The 22,829-nt window shown below is 61.5% G+C and carries 20 protein-coding genes and 1 tRNA gene; 11 read left to right on the top strand and 10 right to left on the bottom strand.

The genetic code is table 11. The features are described 5' to 3' along the window. Window positions 1-87 precede the first annotated feature (87 nt). From B208_RS0105365 to B208_RS0105350, 4 genes are read left to right on the top strand one after another with little or no spacing between them, the layout of a single operon-like run. Window positions 88-1,008, top strand: a complete 921-nt coding sequence (locus tag B208_RS0105365) for a glycosyltransferase (protein ID WP_007977511.1) — start codon at window positions 88-90, stop codon at window positions 1,006-1,008. Beyond that, the gene (locus B208_RS0105360) at window positions 1,008-2,060 is read left to right on the top strand and encodes a DUF354 domain-containing protein (RefSeq protein WP_007977509.1); all 1,053 of its coding nucleotides are present in this window, start codon (window positions 1,008-1,010) and stop codon (window positions 2,058-2,060) included. Before B208_RS0105365 ends, B208_RS0105360 begins: the two co-directional genes overlap by 1 nt. A 25-nt stretch (window positions 2,061-2,085) precedes the next feature. Then, window positions 2,086-3,885, top strand: a complete 1,800-nt coding sequence (locus tag B208_RS0105355; RefSeq protein WP_007977508.1) for a hypothetical protein — start codon at window positions 2,086-2,088, stop codon at window positions 3,883-3,885. 49 nt (window positions 3,886-3,934) lie between these two features. After that, a complete protein-coding gene (locus B208_RS0105350) occupies window positions 3,935-5,401 on the top strand; it encodes an oligosaccharide flippase family protein (RefSeq protein WP_007977507.1) in 1,467 nt (488 codons plus the stop codon). Between the two features lie 49 nt (window positions 5,402-5,450). Here B208_RS0105350 and B208_RS0105345 read toward each other — a convergent pair whose 3' ends face one another. From B208_RS0105345 to B208_RS0105310, 7 genes are all read right to left on the bottom strand, one after another. Continuing rightward, window positions 5,451-5,762, bottom strand: coding sequence for a hypothetical protein (locus B208_RS0105345; RefSeq protein ID WP_007977506.1), 312 nt, complete (start codon window positions 5,760-5,762; stop codon window positions 5,451-5,453). A 424-nt stretch (window positions 5,763-6,186) separates the two neighbouring features. Then, a tRNA-OTHER gene (locus tag B208_RS0105340) sits at window positions 6,187-6,271 on the bottom strand. Window positions 6,272-6,336: 65 nt separating this feature from the next. Further along, complete coding sequence (locus B208_RS0105335; protein ID WP_007977505.1) at window positions 6,337-7,284, bottom strand: NAD-dependent epimerase/dehydratase family protein; 948 nt, start codon at window positions 7,282-7,284, stop codon at window positions 6,337-6,339. Continuing rightward, window positions 7,281-8,867, bottom strand: a complete 1,587-nt coding sequence (locus B208_RS0105330) for an alkaline phosphatase family protein (RefSeq protein ID WP_007977504.1) — start codon at window positions 8,865-8,867, stop codon at window positions 7,281-7,283. The genes B208_RS0105335 and B208_RS0105330 overlap by 4 nt, the downstream gene beginning before the upstream one ends. Before the next feature lie 340 nt (window positions 8,868-9,207). Beyond that, the gene (locus B208_RS0105325) at window positions 9,208-10,167 is read right to left on the bottom strand and encodes a polysaccharide deacetylase family protein (protein ID WP_007977502.1); all 960 of its coding nucleotides are present in this window, start codon (window positions 10,165-10,167) and stop codon (window positions 9,208-9,210) included. A gap of 88 nt (window positions 10,168-10,255) precedes the next feature. Next, the gene (gene glmS / locus B208_RS0105320) at window positions 10,256-12,076 is read right to left on the bottom strand and encodes a glutamine--fructose-6-phosphate transaminase (isomerizing) (protein WP_007977500.1); all 1,821 of its coding nucleotides are present in this window, start codon (window positions 12,074-12,076) and stop codon (window positions 10,256-10,258) included. A 517-nt stretch (window positions 12,077-12,593) separates the two neighbouring features. Then, on the bottom strand, window positions 12,594-13,004 hold the full coding sequence (locus B208_RS0105310) for a chemotaxis protein CheW (protein WP_026177745.1): 411 nt from the start codon (window positions 13,002-13,004) through the stop codon (window positions 12,594-12,596). Window positions 13,005-13,172: 168 nt separating this feature from the next. Here B208_RS0105310 and B208_RS0105305 point away from each other — a divergent pair, with 168 nt between their 5' ends. The 7 genes from B208_RS0105305 to B208_RS0105275 all read left to right on the top strand — a co-directional run bounded on the left by B208_RS0105305 (window position 13,173) and on the right by B208_RS0105275 (window position 19,505). Further along, complete coding sequence (locus B208_RS0105305) at window positions 13,173-13,511, top strand: ArsR/SmtB family transcription factor (RefSeq protein ID WP_026177744.1); 339 nt, start codon at window positions 13,173-13,175, stop codon at window positions 13,509-13,511. A 1-nt stretch (window position 13,512) separates the two neighbouring features. Further along, the gene (locus B208_RS0105300; RefSeq protein ID WP_018128752.1) at window positions 13,513-13,791 is read left to right on the top strand and encodes a DUF7521 family protein; all 279 of its coding nucleotides are present in this window, start codon (window positions 13,513-13,515) and stop codon (window positions 13,789-13,791) included. A 180-nt stretch (window positions 13,792-13,971) separates the two neighbouring features. Next, window positions 13,972-14,598, top strand: a complete 627-nt coding sequence (locus B208_RS0105295; protein WP_007977494.1) for an archaellin/type IV pilin N-terminal domain-containing protein — start codon at window positions 13,972-13,974, stop codon at window positions 14,596-14,598. 10 nt (window positions 14,599-14,608) lie between these two features. After that, window positions 14,609-15,241, top strand: coding sequence for an archaellin/type IV pilin N-terminal domain-containing protein (locus B208_RS0105290; RefSeq protein ID WP_007977493.1), 633 nt, complete (start codon window positions 14,609-14,611; stop codon window positions 15,239-15,241). A 102-nt stretch (window positions 15,242-15,343) separates the two neighbouring features. Further along, window positions 15,344-16,564, top strand: a complete 1,221-nt coding sequence (locus tag B208_RS0105285) for a HEAT repeat domain-containing protein (protein WP_007977492.1) — start codon at window positions 15,344-15,346, stop codon at window positions 16,562-16,564. A gap of 253 nt (window positions 16,565-16,817) precedes the next feature. After that, complete coding sequence (locus B208_RS0105280) at window positions 16,818-18,611, top strand: methyl-accepting chemotaxis protein (RefSeq protein ID WP_007977488.1); 1,794 nt, start codon at window positions 16,818-16,820, stop codon at window positions 18,609-18,611. Window positions 18,612-18,638: 27 nt separating this feature from the next. Then, window positions 18,639-19,505 (top strand): CheF family chemotaxis protein, encoded by an 867-nt coding sequence (locus tag B208_RS0105275; protein ID WP_007977486.1) that lies wholly within the window; start codon window positions 18,639-18,641, stop codon window positions 19,503-19,505. Between the two features lie 27 nt (window positions 19,506-19,532). Here the strand turns inward: B208_RS0105275 and B208_RS0105270 are convergent, their stop codons facing one another. From B208_RS0105270 to flaJ, 3 genes are all read right to left on the bottom strand, one after another. Then, the gene (locus B208_RS0105270) at window positions 19,533-20,069 is read right to left on the bottom strand and encodes a metallophosphoesterase family protein (protein ID WP_007977484.1); all 537 of its coding nucleotides are present in this window, start codon (window positions 20,067-20,069) and stop codon (window positions 19,533-19,535) included. A 95-nt stretch (window positions 20,070-20,164) separates the two neighbouring features. Beyond that, complete coding sequence (locus tag B208_RS0105265) at window positions 20,165-21,034, bottom strand: CheF family chemotaxis protein (RefSeq protein WP_007977482.1); 870 nt, start codon at window positions 21,032-21,034, stop codon at window positions 20,165-20,167. Window positions 21,035-21,097: 63 nt separating this feature from the next. Next, window positions 21,098-22,828, bottom strand: coding sequence for an archaellar assembly protein FlaJ (flaJ, locus tag B208_RS0105260; RefSeq protein ID WP_007977481.1), 1,731 nt, complete (start codon window positions 22,826-22,828; stop codon window positions 21,098-21,100). Between the last annotated feature and the right edge of the window lies 1 nt (window position 22,829).

Genomic DNA, 22,829 nt, shown 5'->3' with positions numbered 1-22,829 from the left:
ACAAAGGCCGACTCGGCCATCGACTTCGGCAACGTGTCGAGAGGAACTTCACAGCCGAGGACTAGCACCCAGCAGGAGTCACTGCAGGTGCTGAACCTCGTGACGAATACAGACGCCCGCTTTTACAACGAACAACTGCGGGTTCTCGCGGAGCGCGGCGTCCACGGAGAGACACTCGCGCCGCCGGGAACCCACCGTGCCCGCGAATCGGTCACGCGCCGGACGCCGACGGATTACCTGCGATTCCTCCCGACGGTCCTCCGGAACTCCATCGGAGACTACGACCTGATACACGCGAACTACGGGTTGACCGCGCCGATGGCGCTGGCACAACTTCGACTGCCCGTCGTGCTCTCGCTGTGGGGGTCGGACCTGCTCGGCGAGTACGGTTGGTTGAGCAAACGCTGTGCACGTCACTGCGATGCGGTCATCGTCATGTCGGACGCGATGGCGGCGGAACTCGACGCCCCGTGTCACGTCATCCCCCACGGAATCAACCTCTCGCGGTTCTCACCCCAACCGAAGGACGAGGCGCGCGATGCAGTCGGGTGGAGTCGGGACGCCAAACACGTCCTCTTTCCCTACCCGCCGACGCGCGAGGTAAAGGACTTCCCGCGGGCGGAGCGCGTGGTCACGGCCGCCGCGAAGCAGGTGGACGGCCTCGTCGAACTCCAGAGCGTGTACGGGGTACCCCACGACGAGATGTCCACCTACTACAACGCGGCGGACGTGCTCTTGCTCCCCTCCAAGAGCGAGGGGTCGCCGAACTCCGTCAAGGAGGCGATGGCCTGCAACGTGCCGGTCGTGACGACCGACGTCGGCGACGTGGCCGAACGCATCGCGGACGTCTCGCCGTCGCACGTCTGCCAGTCTGACGACGAACTCGTCGCCGGGCTGGTGGACGTGCTCTCCTCGCCGCGCCGCTCGAACGGCCGCGAGAACGTCCGCGACATCAGCCTCGAACGCATGGGAGAACGAATTCACGCGGTTTACGAATCCGTCGTCTGATGCGAATCATCATCACCATCCAGCATCCGGCCCACGTCCACTTCTATCGGGGAATCATCTCCGCGCTGCAGCAACGCGGCCACGAGGTGTTCGTCTTCGCCCGCGACAAGGACATCGCGCTGTCGCTCCTCGAACAGTACGACATCGACCACACCGTCCTCGCGGGAACCGCCGATTCGATAACCGAACTCGCGCGGGTGCAAGCGACCTACGAGGCCCGGCTATTCCGGGAGGCGCTCCGCATCCGACCCGACGTGATGACGGCCATCGGCGGCGTGGCCGTCTCGCACGTCGCGCCGCTGGTCGGGTCGCGAAGCGTCGTCTGGATAGACAACGAAGGCGTCCAGTCCCATCGCATCATGACGCCGCTCGCCCACATCGTCTGTACGCCCCAGCGGTTCCGGGACGACTTCGGCGACGGGCACGTGCGCTACGACGGGTTCCACGAACTCGCGTACCTCCACCCGAACCGGTTTTCGCCCGACCCGGACCGTCTTCGGGAGTACGGCATCGAGCCGACCGACCCGTACTTCTTCGTTCGGTTCCGGGAGTGGTCGGCCCTTCACGACGTGGGCGAGGCGGGGTTCTCTCACGAGGCCAAGCGTGACCTCGTGTCGTTCCTCGCGGACCACGGCGACCTGTACGTCTCCAGCGAATCCGACTTGCCCGAGGAGTTCGCGTCGTACCAGCTTCCCGTCCCGCCCCATCTGGTCCACGACCTGCTCGCGTTCGCCGACCTCTACGTCGGCGATTCGGCGACGATGGCGACCGAGGCGGCCGTCCTCGGCACGCCGTCCGTGCGCGCCCAGTCGTTCGCCGGGCGGGACGACATGACGAACTTCCTCGAACTCGCGGAGTACGGGTTGCTTTATTCGACGGCGGACGACCGGCAGGCGGTCGAGAAGGCGAAGTCGCTCGTCCGAACGGCGAACCACGACACGTTCCGTCGCCGCCGCGAACGCTTGCTCGCGGACAAAATCGACGTCGCCGGGTTCGCCACCGACCTCCTCATTCGGGCCGGTACCAATCAGGCGGTCTATAACAAAGGGTGAATCCGGCGACGCTGGTGACGACTAAATGGCACGTACGTTCGCACACCGACCGGAAAAGGCGGCGCTCGTTCTCGGGTTCTGCGCGCTCGCCGTCGGCGTTTTCATCGCACACGATTCGCCAGCGCGAGCCTACGAACTCTCGATCTACCGAGCGACGCCGCTCCTCTTTTGGGTCGGCTCGGGCATCGCACTCTTCCTCGGGGTCGGAGTCGCGGTGTCCACGCCCGACTGGTACCGCTCGCTCGGACTCGTCCTCGGCGGGACGACTGTCCTCTCCGTCGCGTCGCTTCCGCTCATCAGGGGCTATCACTTCTACGGGCCGGGGGACTCGCTGACGCACCTCGGCTGGACGAAGGACATCCTTTCGGGCGCGATGCCCACCTACGACCTGCTCTACCCCGGGACGCACACGATAGCCATCGTCGTTCACGAAGCGACGGGGGTTCCGCTCGCGCGAGCCATGCTCGTGATGGTCTCCGCGTTCGTCCTCGTCTACCTGCTGTTCGTTCCCTTGGGCGTGAGCGTCGTGGTGGACGACGACCGGTCGGTCACCTACGCGGCGCTCGCCGGGTTCCTGTTGCTCCCGATAAACGCCATCAGCGTCTTCGTCATGCCCCACCCGACCTCGCAAGCGATACTGTTCCTCCCGCTGGTCATCTACCTCGTGGCGAAGTACGTCACCGCGACGAACCCGCGGGGAGTCCCGCTGTTCGGAACCGGGGCCGGAGCGCTCCTCGCGCTGTCCTCGCTCGCCATCGTTTTCGTCCATCCACAGCAGGCCGCCAACCTCATCCTGCTGTTCGGCGGGGTCGTCTTCGTGCAGTTCCTGTACCGACTGTTCCACGACGAACACGCCATCGCTCGACATCGCCCGCTGTACGCACAGACGTTCTTCCTCACGGCGATGTTCCTCGCGTGGTCCCCGTTCCATCAGCGCTCGGGCGGGGCGGTGAAGGCGCTCATCAGCAGCCTCCTCTCGGACCCGACCGCGGGTGCCGACTCCGCCCACGCGGCCGCGAGCCTCTCGCAACTCGGCGGCAGCATCAAACTGCTGTTCCTGAAGCTCTTTCTCGTTAGCTTCGTCTTCCTCGTCATCGCCGGGTTCTTCATGCTCGGCGGGTTGTTCAACCGCGTCCGCGGGACCGACGCCAGCGCGTTCAGCAAGTACATCGCGGTCGGTACCTTCCCGCTGGGCATCCTCTTCGTGGCCTTCTTGGCCGCCAGTTACGGCCAGTTCCACTTCCGCGTCCTCGGGTTCATCATGGTTCCAATCACCATGCTCGGCGGCGTCGCGTTCGCCCGCGGCGTGGGCGCGCTCGGGACCAAACTTCCGGTGCGCCCCGACGGGGGGCTCGGCGCGGTCGCGGCGGTGCTGTTCGCGGTCATGCTCGTCCTCTCGTTGCTGACCGTCTTCCACTCGCCGTACATGTACCAGCCGTCCGGGCAGGTATCGGACGGCGAGATGACGGGCTTTTCGGCGGCGATATCCCACCGCGGAGACGCGACGTTCACGGGGCTTCGAGCGCCGGGTGAACGGTACTCCGACGCGATCCTCGGGTTCGAGCGGAGCCGGGACGCCGAGTTCCGTGGGGAGGGGATATACGGCAACTACAACGCCACCGAGGAGAACTTCACCGCCGCTCGACTGAAGCGGGTCTTCGACGGCCCGCGCTATCTGCCGGTGACGCAGGCCGCACGGGAGCGCGAACTGGCCGTCTATCGCGGACTTCGGTTCCCGAAGAAGGGGTTCCGAACGTTGGAGAGTCGCCCCGGCGTGAACCGGGTGCAGTCAGGCGGCGGGTTCGACCTCTACTACATCCGATGACGAACCGACGACACCAGACGCACGGACGACACCACGGAGGCAGCCGATAATGGACGCAAAATCATTCGCACGCGGTTTCAAAGCGACGCTGGGCGCCCGAACGATTCACATCGCCTCGAACGGATTGCTGGTGCTGGTCCTCACCCGATTCCTGCTCACCCCCACCGAGTACGGTATCCTCGGCAGCGCGCTCGCGGTGTTCGGGGTCGCGGGGCTGTTCGCCGACCTCGGCACCTCGAAGTCGGCGGCCCGGTACGTTACCGAATACCGCGAGAACGACCCGGGACAGGTGCCCTACGTCCTTCGCGCCGCGCTTCGATACCGACTCGCCGCCGTCGTCGTCGTGGCCGCGGCGTTCACCCTCTTTTCCGGGACCATCGCCCGCCTCGTCAACCAACCCGACCTCGCGCCGCTGATGACCTTCGGCGGGGCGTACATCGCGTTCTATTCTCTCTCGACGTTCGCCGTCGTCGTGTTCCAAGGGTTCAACAAGGTGACGTGGAGCGCCGTGACGCGGGCGACCGGAAGCGCGAGCCTCATCGTCTTCGTCGTCGTCGGCGTCCTCGTCTTCGGCGGCGCTGGCGGGGCGCTCCTCGGCTACGTCGTGAGCTACGGACTGGCGACGGTCGTCGGACTCGGGGTCCTCTACTGGAAGTTTTACGCGACCATCGACAGCGCTGACGCGCCCGATGACGGACTCTCGCGGCGCGTCCTCCGGTACAGCGTTCCGCTCACGGCGACCCAAGGCGCGAACGTCCTCGACAAGCGCATCGACACCATCCTCGTCGGAGCCATCGTTGGACCGGTCGCGGTCAGCTACTACTACCTCGCCAAGAACATCGCCACGTTCATTCAGGCACCCGCGGCCTCCCTCGGGTTCACCATCTCGCCGACCTACGGCGAGCAGAAGGCGGAGGACGCACGGACCGCCGCCGCGCGCCTCTACGAGACGACGTTCCGGCACACGCTCCTCCTCTACGTCCCCGCCGCCGCCGGGTTGGTGCTCGTTGCCGGACCCGCGGTGACGCTGGTGTTCGGCGATAAGTACGCCGGGGCGGTTCCCGTCGTGCAGGTGTTCTCCGGCTACGTCGTCCTCGAAGCCGTGACCCTGATCACCAGCGACGCGCTGGACTACCTCGGGAGAGCGCGGGAGCGGGCGTGGGCCAAGGGCGCGACCTCGGCGGCCAACTTCGCGCTCAACCTCGTCCTCATCCCCTCGCTCGGCGCGGTCGGCGCGGCGTGGGCCACCGTCGCCACCCACTCGGTGTACGTGCTGGTCAACCTCTACGTCGTGCACCACGAACTCGACCTGTCGGTTTCGCGCCTGCTCCGCCACGTCGCGTTCGTCTTCGGTATCACGCTCGCCATGTCCGCCGTCGTCTTCGCCGCCCTCCCGTTCGTCTCCGGCCCGCTCTCGCTCGTCGCCGTCGTGCTGCTCGGCGGAGCGGTCTGGGCCGGACTCGCAACAGTGAGCGGCCTGCTCGACCTCCGCCGCGTCGTCGCCGTGTTGTCGTGAGCGACCGTCACAGCCGACTCTTTTCGTCCCGTTCGGTCGGTCGCCCGTCCTAGTTTCGACGAAGGCTCGACCGCTCGACGAATGGCCGACCGGTCGCCGCGATGGTGACCGATCGGCCCGCTTTCCTTCCGCTGTGGCTCCCATCGAAGTCGATGGCACACCGGACGAGGGCGATGATACGGTGGTGGACCGGGCGGCGGGCGAGTTTACAGACTCGCCCGCCGCCGCTGTCCCCGCGAACGAAGTGAGCGGGGGTCGTCGATGCGGAGGTCGGCACCGACAGCACTGGCTGAGGAACGGGAACCGGAGAAACGGAGACGGAAACCGCGCGGCGGTGAGCGACGGTGACGCGAAGCGTCACCGGAGCGGTCGCCTTCAGCGGTCGTCGCCGCGTCGAGTTGGTCGCCGCCGTGCTCCCGTTTCGTTCGACCGAGCGGTTTCGCCCCCGGGACGCCGCGCAAAATAGGAAATAGTACTATTTAGTACTTTTTAGTAGCAATCAGTGTCACACATTGGCATTTAGTAGAATTTGAGACGAAAACAGTATTTCACAGTGTACCCATCACGTCGAGGTCGGTGTTGAGGCTGTGATTCGTTTACTTCAAATCCCCGCGTTCGATTTTTCTCGTCACGTCCGTTCCTCGCAAAAACGGAAGGGGCGGGATTCGAACCGAAGCCAACGGTTCCTGCTCGTCTCACTGACGTTCGACGTGCGCGGGCGTGCCGCTGGCAGGATTCGAATCCCCGCGTTCGATTTTTCTCGTCACGTCCGTTCCTCGCAAAAACGGAAGGGGCGGGATTCGAACCACGCGAAGCCTATCAAGCTCCCACCGACGAGTCGGTGGTGCTCTACCACTGAGCCACCCTTCCACACTCCTTACGAGGAGCGAGAGTAACTTTGTTATGGCGTCCCTGAACCGCTCGAAAGGCGTCGATCAGACCGTCGGTCCTTCGACCAGTTCGGCGAGGCCGTCTGACAACGAGACGGTCGGTTCGTAGCCGAGTGCGGTTCTCGCCTTCGTAATGTCCGCCCTGCTGTGGTCGATGTCGCCCGGTCTGGGGTCGGTGTGAACGATATCCGAGGAGGAGTCGGTGACCGAACGAATCGTCTCGGCGAGCTCTCGAATCGTAACGCTTTCGCCGGTACCGACGTTGAACGCTTCGCCGGTCCGGTCGGTCGTGGCGGCGCGGCAGTTCGCCTGCACCACGTCGTCCACGTGGACGAAATCGCGGGTTTGGGTGCCGTCGCCTTGGATGGTGATGTCCTCGCCTCGGCGCGCTTGGTCGAGGAAGGTTCGGACGACCGCGCTGTACTCCGGGTTCTGGCGCGGGCCGTAGACGTTGAAGTAGCGGAGGGTGACCGTCTCAATCCCGTAGAGGTCCGAAAATCGGCGGGCGTACTGGTCGGCGGTCAGCTTGTCGATGCCGTACGGCGAGGTGGGTCGCTTGTGCTCGGATTCGACGACCGGAACGGCGTCGGGGTGGCCGTACACCGCGGCGCTGGAGGCGAGGACGACGCGTGCATCCTCGCGCCGGGCGCGGTCGAGGACGACCAGGGAACCGTTTCCGGTGACGGCGTGGCTTCGAAGCGGGTGTTCGACCGACCGGGAGACGCTGACCATCGCGGCCTCGTGAAAGACGATATCGACGTCGGCCATCGCTTCGGCGACGGCTTCCGGGTCGCGGACGTCGCCCTCGATGAGCGTGGCGTCCGCCGGGACGTTGCCGCGCTTTCCGGTGGAGAAATCGTCGAGGATTCGAACGTCGTTGTCGCGTGCGAGGGACTCGGCGAGGTGACTGCCGACGAAGCCCGCACCGCCCGTAATGAGAATCGTTCGGTCGCGTGGTGCCGTTCGAGGTGTCGAAGCGGAACCCTCGGTCATTCCATATACCCCAGTCCGCGGAGTCTGTCCTCCACGTCGTCGAAGTCCGCTTCGACGGCATCGGAGGACTCGGAATCGCCGTAATCACGCTGTGAAACGGCGCGGCGACCGGGTTTCGACCGCGAGTGGAATATCTCCTTTAGGACGCGACCGTCGGCGTCAGACGGAACCGCTTCGTCGAGGGAGTGAAGAAGCGTCGGCGCCACGTCCGCGACGGTCGCGTCGGTGGGCGTCGATTCGGCCTCGACGCTCGCTCCCCACGCGAAGAAGATTCCCTCGGGACGGTGGCTGGCGACTTTGCTGCCACTGTCGGAGAACACCGAGCGCGTCAGCGACACCGCCGTCTCGTACTCCTCGTCGCCCTTCACCACGAGGTCTGGCGAGTAGGGGTCGGTCGGGAACAGTTCGTCGCCGTCGTAGACGTTCAACGCCTCCTCGTCCGTTTCGGGGTCGGTCAACCCCTCGAACAACGAACGGAGGTCCTCCTTGAGTGCGGGTACGTCAGATGGCGAGACGACGCCGGGGTCGAATCGCATGGTGTCGTTGACGTAGACGTTACCCGACCCGTGAGCGAACGCGACCGTCTCGCTGAAATCGACGTCGTAGAGGTTGTGGTCTCCGGGAACGTGGCCGGCGACCGAATCGACCAGTTGCCGCGGTAGGTGTTCGATGAGCGTCTTCTCGTTGATGCCGAGGCGAGAGATCAACCCCTCGATGCGGTCCTTCGTCAACCCGACTTTGGCGAGCGTCCCCCGCGTTCCGTCGCCGCTCTTCCGCATCAGCAGGTTCTCGCGTTCGAGGAGCGTGTTGAGGAAGACGAACCGCGAAATCGGGCCGAAGCCGTGGTCGGAGACGACGAACAACACCGCATCGCGGGATTCGAGGTACTCCATCACCTCGCCGAGGATGGCGTCGAGTTCGCGGTAGTGTTCGAGGAGCACGTCGTCCTCCCAAATGAGGTGCTGGAGGCGGTCCGGCGCGGTGTAGACGAAAAAGAACAGGCGCCAGTCTTCCTCCATCAGCCGTCGCATCAGGGTCCGCCGCGTGTCGAGCAGTTTCGACAGTTCCTCGCGGAACTCGTCGGGGCGGTCGCGGTACTCGTCCCACGACAGTCCGATTCGATAGTCGGAGATGGTGTCTTTGATTTCGTCCGCGAGTTCGGGCGGGTGGGTAAATCCGTCGTCCATCTCCGGCGTCATCATCCCCGTGACGAGCGACCCGTCGATGTCGCTCGCCGGGTAGGTCATCGGAACGTTGCCGACGACGGCGGGCGAGATGATGTCCCAGAGTTCCGGCCGACGAACGTCCGCACTGGTGTTCATTCGGTGGGTGTACCCCTTCTCCAGATGCTGAAAGCCGTACAGCCCGTGCTTGTCGGGCCATACACCCGTGGCGATCGTCGGCCACGCGAGCGGCGTCGCGTCCGGTGTCGTGCTCGTGAGCGGTCCGGCGGCCCCCTCTTCGAGCAACCGAGCGAAGTTCGGTAGCTTTCCTTCCCCTGTCCATCGGCGAATCAAATCCCATGGGACGCCGTCCAGTCCGAGGACGAACGCCCGCTCCGGGCTCGCAGTTTCCATCGACATAGGTTATCGTTGCCGGGGCAGATGCCTGCCCGTGGCTCTCTCGGATTCACCACCGGGATTCGCTTTGTTATGGGCTGATTTCAGGCGTTCCGGCTCGGTCTACTCGAAATTTTCCTCGTCGATTCGTCGGGATGGGTGTGCGTGACCGGCCGCCGGATGCGAACAACGAACGACGCTCGAAGTCATCGCACCGGGGACGGCGAGCGAAGCGAGCCGCGACCGTACTCGCCCCCGAAAAGTGGTCGGTGTCGATAGCGTCAGCCACATCCGCGCAGTCCCGACCGACGCGCCGCTGGGAAGCCGTGAAAACGCATCCGCGAAAAGCGAACCCACCGAACGGTTACCGCGGACCGATGGGCGTCCGCGTCGTCGCGGGGTCGACACCGCGAATCTCACCGGCGACGTCCCCCATCGTCCGGACTTGCAGTCTGGCCTCGTCGCGCCGGGCGGCGAGGTGTTCGAGGATGGTTCGCAACCGCTCGAAATCCCGCTCCTCCGTGAAGTTGTTCGGGTGCATCCAGAGGTGGAAAATCCCGTCCTCGGCGTCGGCGGCGCGGTCGATGCCCCGTTTGGCCGACCGGACGAGCGGGTCGTCCCAGAGCCGTTCCGTGACGGTCCGAACCCGTCCCTCGTAGCCGAACAGGAACATCGACGCGGGGATGTTCACCAGTCCGTACTCGTCCACCTCGGGGTCGACCAGCGGCGGGTTCGTCTTGCTCACGGTCAGGTCGATGAGCTTACCCAGCGAGTCGAAGCGCGACCCGTCGTACCAGAGTTCCGGTCTTTCGCCGCGGTAGCAGGTGAAGCCGTAGGCGGCGAGCACGTCCCGGTGGCCGATGTTGTTCCGCGGAAAGACGAACGATTCGAGGGTGTGTCCCGCATCGTCCGCCACCTCCAACCCCGTCCGTGCTTCCGCGACGGCCACCTCGCGGTCGGTTTCCTCGTCACCGAACTCGACGTGGGAGAACGTATGGCAGCCGATTTCGTGGTTCGCGTCGGCATCGACGATGGAATCGACGAGTCCGTCGCCGAACCAGAGCGGGTGTTGTGCCGCAACGCCGCCGGGGTCTCGGTCGAACCAGTCGCCGGTCGACGTCGGATGCCCCGCATGTGTGCCGTCACACGAGTCGAGAAAGAGATGGCCAACGACGGCCCACGTGGCCGGGACGTTGAACTCGTCGAACAGTGCGAGGAGCCGCGACCACGATGTGCGAGCGCTCTCGACGTGTTCGGGTACCTCTTCGAAGTCGTGATACCCCCATGCGAGTTCGGCGTCGAGAGAGAGGACGACGGCGTTCATATGTGTCGAAAATGCGGTCGGACTGCGATTAAACCGCGCCGACCGTTCAGTTTCGTTCTGGTGGGTAAGCGAGGATTACCCGACCGCCTCATTCGACAGTCACGCTCTTCGCTAGGTTGCGTGGTTTGTCGATGGGTCTGTCGAGCAGGGCAGCAGCGTGGTACGAGAGCAGTTGCAATTGCACGTTGGCGAGGACCCCCGCCACGTCGGGATGCGTGTCCGGAATCGTTAACACGTCATCCACGTGCTGGGAAACCGTCTCGTTTGCATCGCTCGTGACCGCGATAACCGGTGCGCCACGGGCCTCTACTTCCTTGACGTTGCTGAGCGTCTTTTCGTCGTTCTGGCCGTCGAACACCGCGAATACCGGGGTCGTCGGCGTTACCAACGCCAACGGTCCGTGTTTCAACTCGCCCGCCGCGAAGCCCTCCGCGTGTTCGTACGATATCTCCTTGAATTTGAGCGCCCCTTCCAACGCGACCGGGAAAGCCGTCCCGCGGCCGATGAAGAAGTAGGCATCGCTGTCGTGATACCGTTTCGCGATACGATGGGCCTTCGTGAAGTCGAGGATTTGTTGAACGTGGTCGGGAAGGTCGGCGAATGCGGACAACACCGCTTCGATGTCCTCGCTCCGATGGCCAACGACGTCCCGGACGATTCGTTCGCCGAGGAGGGACACCGACGCGACCTGTGAGGAGAACGTCTTCGTGGCGGCGACGCCGATCTCCGGACCGGCGCGGATGAACAGTGCATCGTCGCACTCGCGGGCGGCGGTCGAACCGATGACGTTCGTCAGTGCGAGCGTCCGTGCGCCGCTCGCGTTCGCACGTCGCAACGCCGAAAGGGTATCAGCGGTTTCGCCGCTCTGCGTGACGCCGATAACGAGCGTTTCGTCGTCGACCGGTGGCGTCGAGACGGCGTACTCGCTGGCGAGGAACGTCTGCGACGGGACGCCGCGACTCTCGATGAAGTGGCTTCCGGCGAGCCCGGCGTGGTAGGACGTCCCGCAGGCGACGAACTGGACGCGCCGAATTCCGTCGAACGTCCCCTCCGGGAAGTCCTCAAGGGAGATGTCGCCAGTGACGTGTTCGATACGTCCTCGAAGCGTCTGACGAAGCGCCGTCGGTTGCTCGTGAATCTCCTTGAGCATGTAGTGCTCGTAGCCACCCTTCCCGGCGTCTTGGGGGTCCCAATCGACGGTCTGGACGGCTCGTTCGACCGGCGTGCCGTCGAGTTTCGTTATCTCGTGGCCGCCCGGTTCGATAACGACGACATCCCCGTCGTCGAGGAATATCACGTCGTCGGTGAAATCCAGAAACGCGGGAACGTCACTTGCGAGGAAGTACGTGCCGTCCTGGACGCCGAGGACGAGCGGCGACCCCGAGCGAGTCGCGTACACCGCGTCGCTTCCCTCGACCAACATCGCGACGGCGTAGCTTCCCGAGAGCCGACGGATAGTCCGTCGGAACGCCTGTTCCGGCGTCGCCCCTCGGTCGAGGTGCTCCTCGACGAGATGGGGAATCACTTCGGTGTCGGTGTCGCTCTCGAACGTATGACCGCGGTCCGAAAGCTCCGCCCGGAGCGATTCGTAGTTCTCGATGATGCCGTTGTGAACGACGGCGACCTGCCCGGCGCAACCGGTGTGCGGGTGTGCGTTTTCGTCGGTCGGCGGACCGTGCGTACTCCACCGTGTGTGACCGATACCGAGTCCGCCCGCAGGCACCTCGTCTATCAGCATGTCCTTCAGGTGGGAAATCTGTCCTTCGCGTTTGAAGACCGCGGGACCACTGCCGTTTTTCACGGCCAGCCCGGCCGAATCGTAGCCCCGATATTCGAGGTTTTCGAGACCGACGAGCAGTTCGTCCACAGCGTCTTTCGTTTCGCCAACTCGGGCGATGATACCACACATTAGCCGAATACCTCCGAGAAGTTGTTGTCACTCATTGCCGACGAAGCGATAGCTGGTGTTTGTTCCGATGGACGGTGCGACTTCGATAGACTGTTCGTCTAGCGTTCGGGAATCTCATAGGTAACTCGCCTCTGCTGTGTTCAGCTCCCCCCGGTGTCCGGCATCGGGGGTTGAACGGTAATTACGAATACCCGTTTTGCCTCTTTGTTATACGCATACTGACCACGACGAAGGACGGTCTTAGGACCCGCCAAGATGGTCGTACCCGCGATTCTCGCCGCCGGGCCGAACACCGGTCGTACCAGCGATAGACTTCGGAAAACGTTCGGTGCTCACGATTACGGTTTCACTACTTTCGAGTCGCTGACCCGGGAAGCAATTCGTCGAGCGGACGGACCTACCGATATCGGGTACCGCCCATCTACGAAAAGTCGCGCTCGATGCGGAAACCGGCGGCAAATGGGCACGGTAGAACGGGATGAGACGAGACCCTCGAGTTCGTTGCGACCTGTCACTCTCAGACGTTGATTGCGGAGGGCTTTACCCAGATGATGAACTCGCCGTCCTGTCGAATGACGCCGTGAACCGACTGGCTCTCGACCGACTCGTCCACCTCTACATCGTCCAGACTGATGACCTGATTCACCTCGTCGATGACCCACCCGATGCTCCGTTCGTCCTCCGTCTCGAAGACGATAACGCGGTTCCCGGTCCCCGAGCCGGACAATCCGAGCACCGTCTTCGGATTGACGATAGTCGTCGTCGTGCCACGGAGGTCCATGACGCCTTCGACGTGCGGCTTCGAATCGGGAAGCTTAGTCAATTCGTGTCTATCGACAATTTCGTCGATATGTGCTATATCGATACAGTACTGTTTGTCTTCAAGTCGGAAGACCAACACCTGCAACGCAGAAACAGTTTTTGACATGACTGGTTCTCCTGTTGGAGTCCACTTTACTGTTCCGCCGACGGCTGTCGAGGGAGATTCGCTTTTCCGTCGAGTGCAGCTCTCTACAATTCAAATTTTCTCATGATAAGTTTCTAGAGGAACGGTGACGGTATCTTTTTATGGTCTGGTTATCAAAGTCGATAACCGATGGGGTCTGTGGAACTGCTGAGAGTTCTCGGCAACAAATATAATGCCGAAATACTCGACGCAACACACGAGCCGAAATCCGCACAGGAGCTAAGCGACGAACTCGGTATCCCGATAGCGACGAGCTACCGACGAATCGAAGAACTCACGGAAGCGAACCTACTCGAACTGACCGGACGGGAATTCTCGAACGAGGGACGTCGAACGAAGGTGTACCGGCGTGACATCGATGCCGTTGCGATTTCGTTTCAGCGTGACGGTATCGACGTGTCCATCGAGAATCGGCCCGAGGTCGAAAACGCGCTGGTCGACGTGTGGCGTGACTTGAAGGAGCGCTAACATGCAGACGATAGAGCTTCTCTATGGTGTTTTTAGCGTCACACTTGCTATCGCGGGACTATCGATGGTCGCATTCGCGGTTCGCGCGTACCGACGAACCGGTCGCCGGACGCTGTTCCATCTCTCGATCGGCTTTACCCTCGTCGTCGCGGCGGCCCTCGCGACGACCGTCAGTGCGTTCATCTACGATTTCGAAGGCATCCGATTCTTGTTGTCGGTTAACTATTTGTTCTCGATCATCGGATTTCTATTCATAATATTTTCAATCATGTCTAGATGACATATTCTCACAAGTAGCTATTTTTACTCGACAATATTGGGCGTATTCTTTGGTTTGGAGCCGTCTAAATTCGATATCATGCCTGATAATTGGATACGTAGTTTTAATACGGTCCTTTGATTCGTTCCGCATAGCGTCCGAACCGTGATACATATCGGGTCGGACATGAAGTGAGAAATCATGAAAGACGCAATTCAAGAGCGCCTCAACAACAGAGGTCAGGTCGGTATCGGGACGCTCATCGTGTTCATCGCGATGGTATTGGTCGCCGCAATCGCGGCGGGCGTGCTCATCAACACGGCGGGCTTCCTCCAGTCGAAATCCGAGCAGACGGGTCAAGACAGTACAGCACAGGTGTCCAACCGCGTGGAAGTCGTTTCCGGCTTCGGGAACGTAACAAATAACGAACAGGTTGACTACATCAACCTGACGGTCATGCGCGGTTCCGGTTCGGACGACATCAACCTCTCGACGGCCACTATCGAGTGGATCGGTCCGAACAAGGCGAAGACGTTGGTCGCCGGGAATATGTCCCAGGCTGACGCAACTAGCGCCGGAACTGGTACGCCCGGAAGTAGCAACTACTTCAACGTCTCTGACATCAAGGACGAGGATGCATCCGCGCCGGTCCTCAACAGTCAGGACGACCGCTTCACTATCTCGATGAACGCGACGGCGATCAGCGCCCAGTCGCTGCAGGAAGGTCAGACGGTCGAACTCAAGCTCACCACGCAGTACGGTGCAGTCACCCTCTACCGCGCGAACATCCCGCAGTCGCTCTCGCAGGAAAGCGCGGTGACAGTCTAAGGTAATTAGAATGAAAGACGCAATCCAACAACGCCTCAACAATCGAGGTCAGGTCGGCATCGGGACGCTCATCGTGTTCATCGCCATGGTATTGGTCGCCGCAATCGCGGCGGGCGTGCTCATCAACACGGCGGGCTTCCTCCAGTCGAAATCCGAACAGACGGGCCAAGACAGTACGGCACAGGTGTCCAACCGCGTCGAAGTCGTCTCCGGCTTCGGGAACGTGACGCTCCTCAATAGCTCGGGTGACTACGATGCTACGAATGGCGTCGAAACCGTTGACGAAATCAACCTGACGGTCATGCGCGGTTCCGGTTCGGACGACATCAACCTCTCGACGGCCACTATCGAGTGGATCGGCCCGAACACGGCCACGACGCTGACGAAAAGCGATACCGCCGATGCCGGTAACTTCAGCGTCTCATCCATCAAGGACACGGATGACTCCGTGCCGGTCCTTAACAGTCAGGACGACCGCTTCACCATCACAATGAACGCAACCGCAATCTCGGGGTCCGGCGTCTACGGACTCAGTGAAGGTCAGACGGTTGAACTCCGACTCACCACGCAGTACGGTGCAGTCACCCTCTACCGCGCAAGCATCCCGCAGTCGCTCTCGCAAGAGAGCGCGGTGACGGTCTAAACGATTTTTCCCTTTCTTTTATCGACGCCATATTGCCTAGCGGAGCGTATCGACTCCTTGTCGGAAAGGTAGGTTTTTCATTCAGTACGGTAATTCCAACCCGTGACATCGCTGTTCACTCTCGAAAAAGAGGCAGACGCCGAACGCCTCGTCACGTTGCTTAGCGAGAGCAACAACGACACCGTCCGACAGCGAGCCGCGGAAATCCTTGGCGACCTCGACGTTCCGGACGATGAAGTTGTTGATTCACTGACCACGGCCGCACAGGACGATTCGAACGGTGCGGTTCGAGCCGCCGCTATCGACGCTCTCGACCAGCGCGAAGCGGTCGAACAACTCATCAGCGCAATCGTTGGCGAGGAGATCAGCGGTAGCAAAGCGGAGTGGGCACGAGCGGAGGAACTTACGGATGCGCTCACGTCCGATCAACCGGAGCTTAGAATGGCCGCCGCAAACGTCCTCGGACGAATCGGCAGCAGGTCGGCGACGGAGGACCTGATTCGTCGACTCCCCGACCCGGACCCTCGGGTTCGTGCACGCGTTGCGCGTGCGCTGGGGCGACTCGAGGATAAGCGGGCCGTGTCGCATCTCGCCGAGCGGCGGACCGACGAGGAGGTCGACGTCCGGCGCGAAACGGCCGAAGCGTTGGGTCGAATAGAGGGCGACGAAGCGCTCTCTGCACTGCTCGGGATGCTCAACGACCCCGCGGAAGCGGTCCGACGAATCACCGCCGGGTCGCTCGGTAACTTCGGCAGCGTGAAACCGCTCGACGCGCTCGTCGGTCTGCTGGGCGACAAATCGGAAGCGGTTCGGAAGGCCGCCGTGTTCTCGTTGATCGAACTGCTTTCTAACGTACCGCCGGAGCAGAGTCACGAACTCCGCGAGACGATGGTCCAGAAGTTGAGCACGAGCGACCACCGTGTCGTCGTCAGTTCGCTCGTCGATATCATCGAGGAAGGCTCCCAAGCGCACCAACGCCGGAACGCCACGTGGTTGCTCGGACGAGTTACGGGCACGCAACATCGGTGGGAGGCCATCGAAACGTTAGTCGGCGTCTTGGACGCCGACGATGGCATGACTGCCCAATTCGCGGTCACCAGCCTCGCGACGATCGGTGGTGAGTCCGTCGAAACCGCGCTTTTGGAAGTCCTCTCCGACCCGGAAGCGACGACGGATGCACAAGCGATGGCCGCGTTCGGTCTCGGAAAAGTCGGCGGAGAGCGCTCACGTGAACGACTCGATACGCTGGTCGACACCACCGACGACGAAGAGGTGAGAAAGCGTGCGTTCTCCGCACTTTCCAAGCTCGGCGGACGGGCATAGTATCACCGTTTTGTCAACGTTTTCGACGCCCTCGTTATCTCTTTTGAGATTTTACTAAAGTTTTATATTCGCCTAGTGTCTTGATTCGCCAACAATGGTTACGGACTCGCTCATCCGGGTTTTAAAGGACACTATTCTGGGTTCCGACATGTCTGGTGAGTCTCAAAAACGTATAAAATTCGATGGAGGGACACAAAACGAGTCGGTTACTGTCTCCGATCAGAACAGCATATCGACTGATTCTATCACGGACGTGTACGGCGGGACGAACGCCGGTGACGATTTGCAGCGAGCGCAAATCGAGCATCTGAACGGGTTGTTCTCGAACACCGAGGCAGCTATCGCGGAGGCTCCCCAACTCGGTCGCAAGCACGCGGACGCCGCGGTTCCGGGGGCGGCGTTCGCCGCGACGTACGGTGCGGCATTCGAGGCGATGATCGAAGCGACGTTCGACCGACTCGACCACCGACTCGGGGAGGGAAACGATGCGGTTTCCGACGAACTCGTGCGAGCCGAGTCCGAACTCGTGGATGGGGTCTGGGCTGGTGTTTCGGGCATGCAGGCCGGTTTGGAAGCACACGAAACATCACTGCTGGGGGACGAAGACGAGGATGAGGACGAGCTCAACGTCGATGACGAGGCGCTTCTGGATGGCATCGGCGTTCCGGTGTTCATGCTCGATGCCAACCACCGAGTCGTTGCGTGGAACAGTTCTATCGAGGAACTGACCAGCACGCCGCGAGCGGAAGCCATCGGGACGGAGCAAGCGAGTACCGCGTTCTATCCCGACGGCCGCCGTGCCAAGACGCTTGCCGATAAAATCCTCGAAGTGCCGGAGAACGCACACCTCGAATTCAATATCGAACAAGACGAGGACGACCATCAACTCTACCGCGACGAAAGCCACATGATGACGAAAGACGGGGAGGAACGTGAAATCGTCTTCTCCGCCAAACCGCTCTATCAGGACGGTGAACTCATCGCGGTGGTCGAGACGGTTAACGATCGGACCGAAGACGCTCGTCGCCACGAGAGCGTGACTGGATTGGTCGAAGAACTCGGAAGCACGCTGACCGCCATGCGGAGCGGCAACCTGTCCGCCCGTGCCGACTTCACGGACGAATACGGCGTGGTCGACGACCGGCTCATCTCCGTGGTCGATCAAGTGAACGACATGGGGAAACGGTTCGAACTCCTCGCAAGCCGGGTCGACGAACAGGCGTCCGAACTCGCCGAGTCGGTAGACCAAGCTTCCGGGTCCGCACACACCATCGAAGAACGCGTGGACGAACAGACGTCGCTTCTCTCGACCGTCGCAACCGAGATGGAGAACTTCAGCGCGAGCATGCAGGAAGTCGCGGCGAGTTCCGATCAAGTCGCGTCCGCGGCAGAGCAGGCGAAGGCGGCCGCCGACAGCGGTCTCGGCTCCAGTGAAGGCGCGCGTGAAGCGACGGACGACGTGATCGAGATGAGCGACGACCTCGTGGAAACCGTCACAGAACTCGAATCCCAGATGTCAGAAATAGAGGGTGTCATCGAGGTTATTGCGGAAGTCGCCGACCAGACCAACCTCCTCGCACTGAACGCGAACATCGAGGCCGCCCGTGCGGGCGATGCCGGAAGCGGGTTCGAAGTCGTCGCTGACGAGGTAAAAGAACTCGCGAACCAGACCCGCGAGCACACCGAAGAGATTGCCGGTCGCATCGAAGATATCCAGTCACAGGCCAACGAAACCGTCGTCGCCGTCGAAGAATCGAACCAGCAGGTCCGCTATGCGGGTGAGGAGATCGAAGACGCCCTCATCGCCCTCGAGGAAATCGCGGACGCGGTGGACGAGGCCGCAACCGGCGTGACGGAAGTCGCGGAGGCGAACGACGAGCAAGCCGCCAACGTCGAACAGGTCATGGCGACCGTCGAAGACGTGCGCGATACGACCGAGGAGGTCGAATCCGCCACCGAAGACATCGTTGGTGCCACCATGGAACAGACGGCCGCAATCAGTGAACTCGCGGACCGTGTTGGCGACCTCACCGACGGGTCGAACTAACGGGTACGATTTCCATCTCTCTCACTCATGAGTGAAGGCGAATACAAAATCACGGATACGAGGGGGAAGTTCCTCCAAGCGATGAAAGGCGGCCACAAGCTGAAGGACGCCGCTTGGACGAGCGGCCGCGTTCTGCTTTCGAACCGGCGGCTCATCCTCGCCGGAAACGGCGGGAAACGAACCATTCCCCTCTCCAAGATCAGCGGCATGAGCGGCCGATACGACGTGAACCAGTCGGTCGCCAGCGTCTCCGATTACGTCAGTTTGGAGTACGACGGCGACGTGTTTCTCGTCTCCTCACAGTTAGATATCGAGGAGTTCGAGGCCAAGCTGTACGGCGCGATGTTGAACCAGTCGATGATTCTCGTCAAGCACCCCGCCGTCAAAGGTGGTGTGGTGCAGAATACGGACTGGGAGCGCGCTCGGGTTAAAATCGAAGTCGGCGAGGTCGGTATCGCGGTCGCCAGTGGCGTCTTCATCCAGCTCGAACTCGACGACATCGGGCAGGTGGACACCGCAAAGCGAACCGTGGAAGGAGAGACTCGAACCGTCCTCGAAGTCGAGCACTCGGAGGGAAGCACCAGCATCCAGACGTACATCTCCGGAAAAGCGCGGCGCTGTTCCCTCCTCGGGTCGCTCTTTCAGAAGGGCGAACAGCAGAGCGAGTCGGGTGCCGACCTCTCGGAGACGGAAAAGGAGGTGTTGATGGCGCTATACACCGGCGTCTCCGCGTTCGAAATCCCGGACTTCCTCGGGATGGACGTGGACAAAGTAGAGGAGATATTCGAACGACTCATCGAACTCGACGTGTTGGAGGAGGTCAGAAAGCGTCGCGAGGTGAGTTTGAAGACGCGGGGACGAAATATCGCCAGTGGCTCGATCAGCGAAAAGTAATCCGAGCGAGTTGGCGTCCGTTCTCTTTTACGCTTCGTGCCGAGTTACGTCGAGGTCCCCATCGACGACTTCGACGGTCAGCATCGTCGCCTCGGTGTCCGGTCCGACCCCCGTTGCCGACCCCGGATTCAACAGTCGAACGCCGTCGTGCATCGTGTCTTCAACCTCGTGAGTGTGTCCGCCGATTCCGACCACCGGTTCGTCGCTCCTCGCACGCGCCGTATCGGCAATCGCGTCCAACCAATCGTCGCGATTCATGACGACGCCCTCGGAACTGGAAACCGCCCGTTCGACGGGGTTGACGATGCCGTGGACGACGACGAACGTCACGCCCGCGATGTCCACCGACGCGACACTCGGAAGGTCGATGTCGTTGGGATCCGCGTTCCCGTAAACGGCCGTCAGATCCGATGCGAGCGCCTGCACGTCGACGAGAGCGTCCTCCGAGCCGAAGTCGCCAGCGTGGATAACGTGATCGGCCGTCCGAATGTGCTCACGAAACGCGTCGGGAATCCGCTCCGCTTGGCCGGGCACGTGCATGTCGGAAACGATTGCGACTTCCATACGGCCACAAATAGTTCAGTTTATTAATATTTCCTGTATCGAATATAATATCTGCGATAGAATCGGTCGCCAGATGAACCGAACTTCGCGCCGCGCTACGTATTCACTTTCTCGATGCGGTCGCTGACGAGCATCTTTCCGGGTGCCGTCAACGACAGTCCGTCGTCGGAGGGGTCCACCAGTTCTTTCTTTTCGATTTCGGTGAGAACCATCGCGGCGCTGCCAGCGTCGATACCGAGCGCTCCCGCGAGGTTGCCGCTGTTCGCGCCGGAGTAGATGGCGACGAGGGCCTCCATCTCCTGTTCGGTGACGTCGATACGTTCCGCACGCTGGGATATCTCGGCGTATTCGAGGCGGAGATAGCGACCGAGAAGGTTCAGTTTTCGCTCGGCACCGACGGCGAATTCGGAGGTGACTGTCTGTCCGTTGTCGTTGTGTCGAATCGCAACGACGGTTCGGGTTTGTCCGCCGACGTCGCGGTCCTGTTTCTGGAAATAGCTCACGCCGGAGAGGTCAACCGCGAACGGTTCGGGAATCGAGAGGAACTCGACTTTTCCGGGTTGGATACGCAGTTTTCCGGTTTCGAACGTCTCGCCGGTGACGCGCCCGCCGACTCGCGCCGGGTGTTTCACCGTCACGGGCGTGCCGCTCAGGATGGCCTTGAAGAGAAAGACTTTGAACTTCCCGACGTTATCGTTTTCCGCTTCGATGACCGCCGAATGGCCTGCACCGTCTCGCTCGAACGCGACGGTGATTGTGTCCTGGAAGAACCCTTCGAGTTCGGAGGGAACGTGTCCGACCGAGATGTCGAATACCGACGTGAGCGGAATCGTCGTTTTCGACTCGCTCGTCGCCAAAACGAGCCGTTTTTGGCTCAGAATGATTCGACCCCGCACCGGCTCTGGCGACGGTTGGGTATCGAGACTGTAGCGTGCGACGAAATCGGCGATGACTTTTTCAGACATGACGTTGCTCCACGATTCGCGTTCGTTTTCGTGTTCTGTGTGCTAAACTCATAAGTAACTACCTTATACGTTCAAGAACGTCCCGACGACGATACGAGTGATCCACGCAACGACCCCGCTGACCCACGTCAGCAGGACGAAATGCATGTAGGCGTTCACCTTGTGACCGCCATCGACGATTCGTATCATGAGCGAGGAGAGTACCGAGTTTAGGAGGATGATGATGACGAGGAGGTACTCTATCATGATGTTGTTGTACACACCGGTGTGAATCAGCGTCCCGAAGTTGAACTGCGGCGTGTTCAGTCCGATGGACATCCCCGAGAGGATATTGACGATTTCGAGCCCGATGAAGAACGCGAACGTCGAGGCGGCGGTGATACCGTAGAGGACGCCGATGAGCGTCATCGTGGACTGTTCGCGCTGCTCGCGCAACTGCATGACCTCGTTCATGTTTCCGCTGATGAGTTCGCCGAGGTGCTTCGGTTCGCCACCCATCTGCCTGCCGATGAGATACATCTCGCTGAACTTCTGGATGAGATACGAGCGGGCGTCGGCGGTGAAATGTCGCCACGCGAGTTCCGATTCGATTCGCATGCTAAGCCGCTTGTACAGGTCGTCGATGTCGTCGGACAGCGCGCCGAAATCCTTCGTTCGAAGGGTTTTGAGCACGCGCGAGGTAGTGCTCTGTTTCGCCGTCTCGCTCGCGCCGAGCGCGCGGATGAAGTTCGTGAACTCGTCGTCCCGCTCTTTCACCTTGCCCTCTTCCCGGCGGACCACCAGTCCGGGTAGCACGAGCGGCGTCGTCGGTAGTGCCGCGAAGATGGGAAGCGGTATCGAACTGGGATCGACGGAGGTGCGGCCGAGCAGGACGAGCAGACAGATGACGATAGCGATCACGGTCAACACGATTCCGACGATGACGCTGATTCGAACTTTTCGTTCGGAGTCCGTCCGTCCCTTCTCCTCCGGGTGATACCAGACCGGGTCGTACGGTGCCGTCGTCTGTATCATGAACAGAAACCCCATCTGGACGAACGCGAACATGACGACGACCGCACCGACCGTCATCGTCGGATTCGTCCCCGTGAGGATGGGGAGCACCGTCGCGAACACGAGCGCGAAGGTGACGGAGAGAATCATCGACAGATAGAGGTCCTTCATCACTTCGAGATTCCGCAACGAGCCCTCGTAGATGGTAACGTAGTTCTGAATCACCACGTCCTGTTCGGAGAGGAGGAAGTCCTGAATCTCACCGCCGGAACCGATGGTGTACGCGAGGCGGTCGAAGAAGTCGGAAAGCGGCTTGCTCGGCACTTTCTTCGCCCGAATCTGCAGGGCGTCGTCCAAGCTCTGGTTCCACGTATCGACGAGTTGGACGATACGTTGCATCTCCAACGCGAGTTCCTTGTACTCCGCCTCCTCCGAGAGGATTCGAAACACCTGCACGCGGTCCATGTTCGCCGTCGAGAGGACGGTCATGTGCGTGATGAACAGGTGCAACCGATCTTCTATCTGCTTGCGACGGCGGTCCCGGAGTAGCTTCGGGTAGATGACCGCCGTCGTCAGGGCGAGCGCTCCGAGCAGCGGCACCGGCAACGCGACGAGGAACGGCAAATCGACCGAAAAGACGACGACGAGGCTGATGAAGAAGAACAGTATCGACGGAACGATGACCAGCCCAACGTACCGCACCATCGGCATCTCCATCTGGTGGTACGCTTCGATGGTCGAGGAAGCGGCAGCGCTCAGGAGCTGTTTCGCATCCGTTTGCTGTGCTTCTGCCTCTGCCATA

It is taken from the genome of Haladaptatus paucihalophilus DX253, assembly GCF_000376445.1.
In the GTDB taxonomy this organism is placed as follows: domain Archaea; phylum Halobacteriota; class Halobacteria; order Halobacteriales; family Haladaptataceae; genus Haladaptatus; species Haladaptatus paucihalophilus.
Note: the sequence above shows the minus strand (reverse complement) of the source record. Positions and strands in the feature narration are given on the sequence as shown.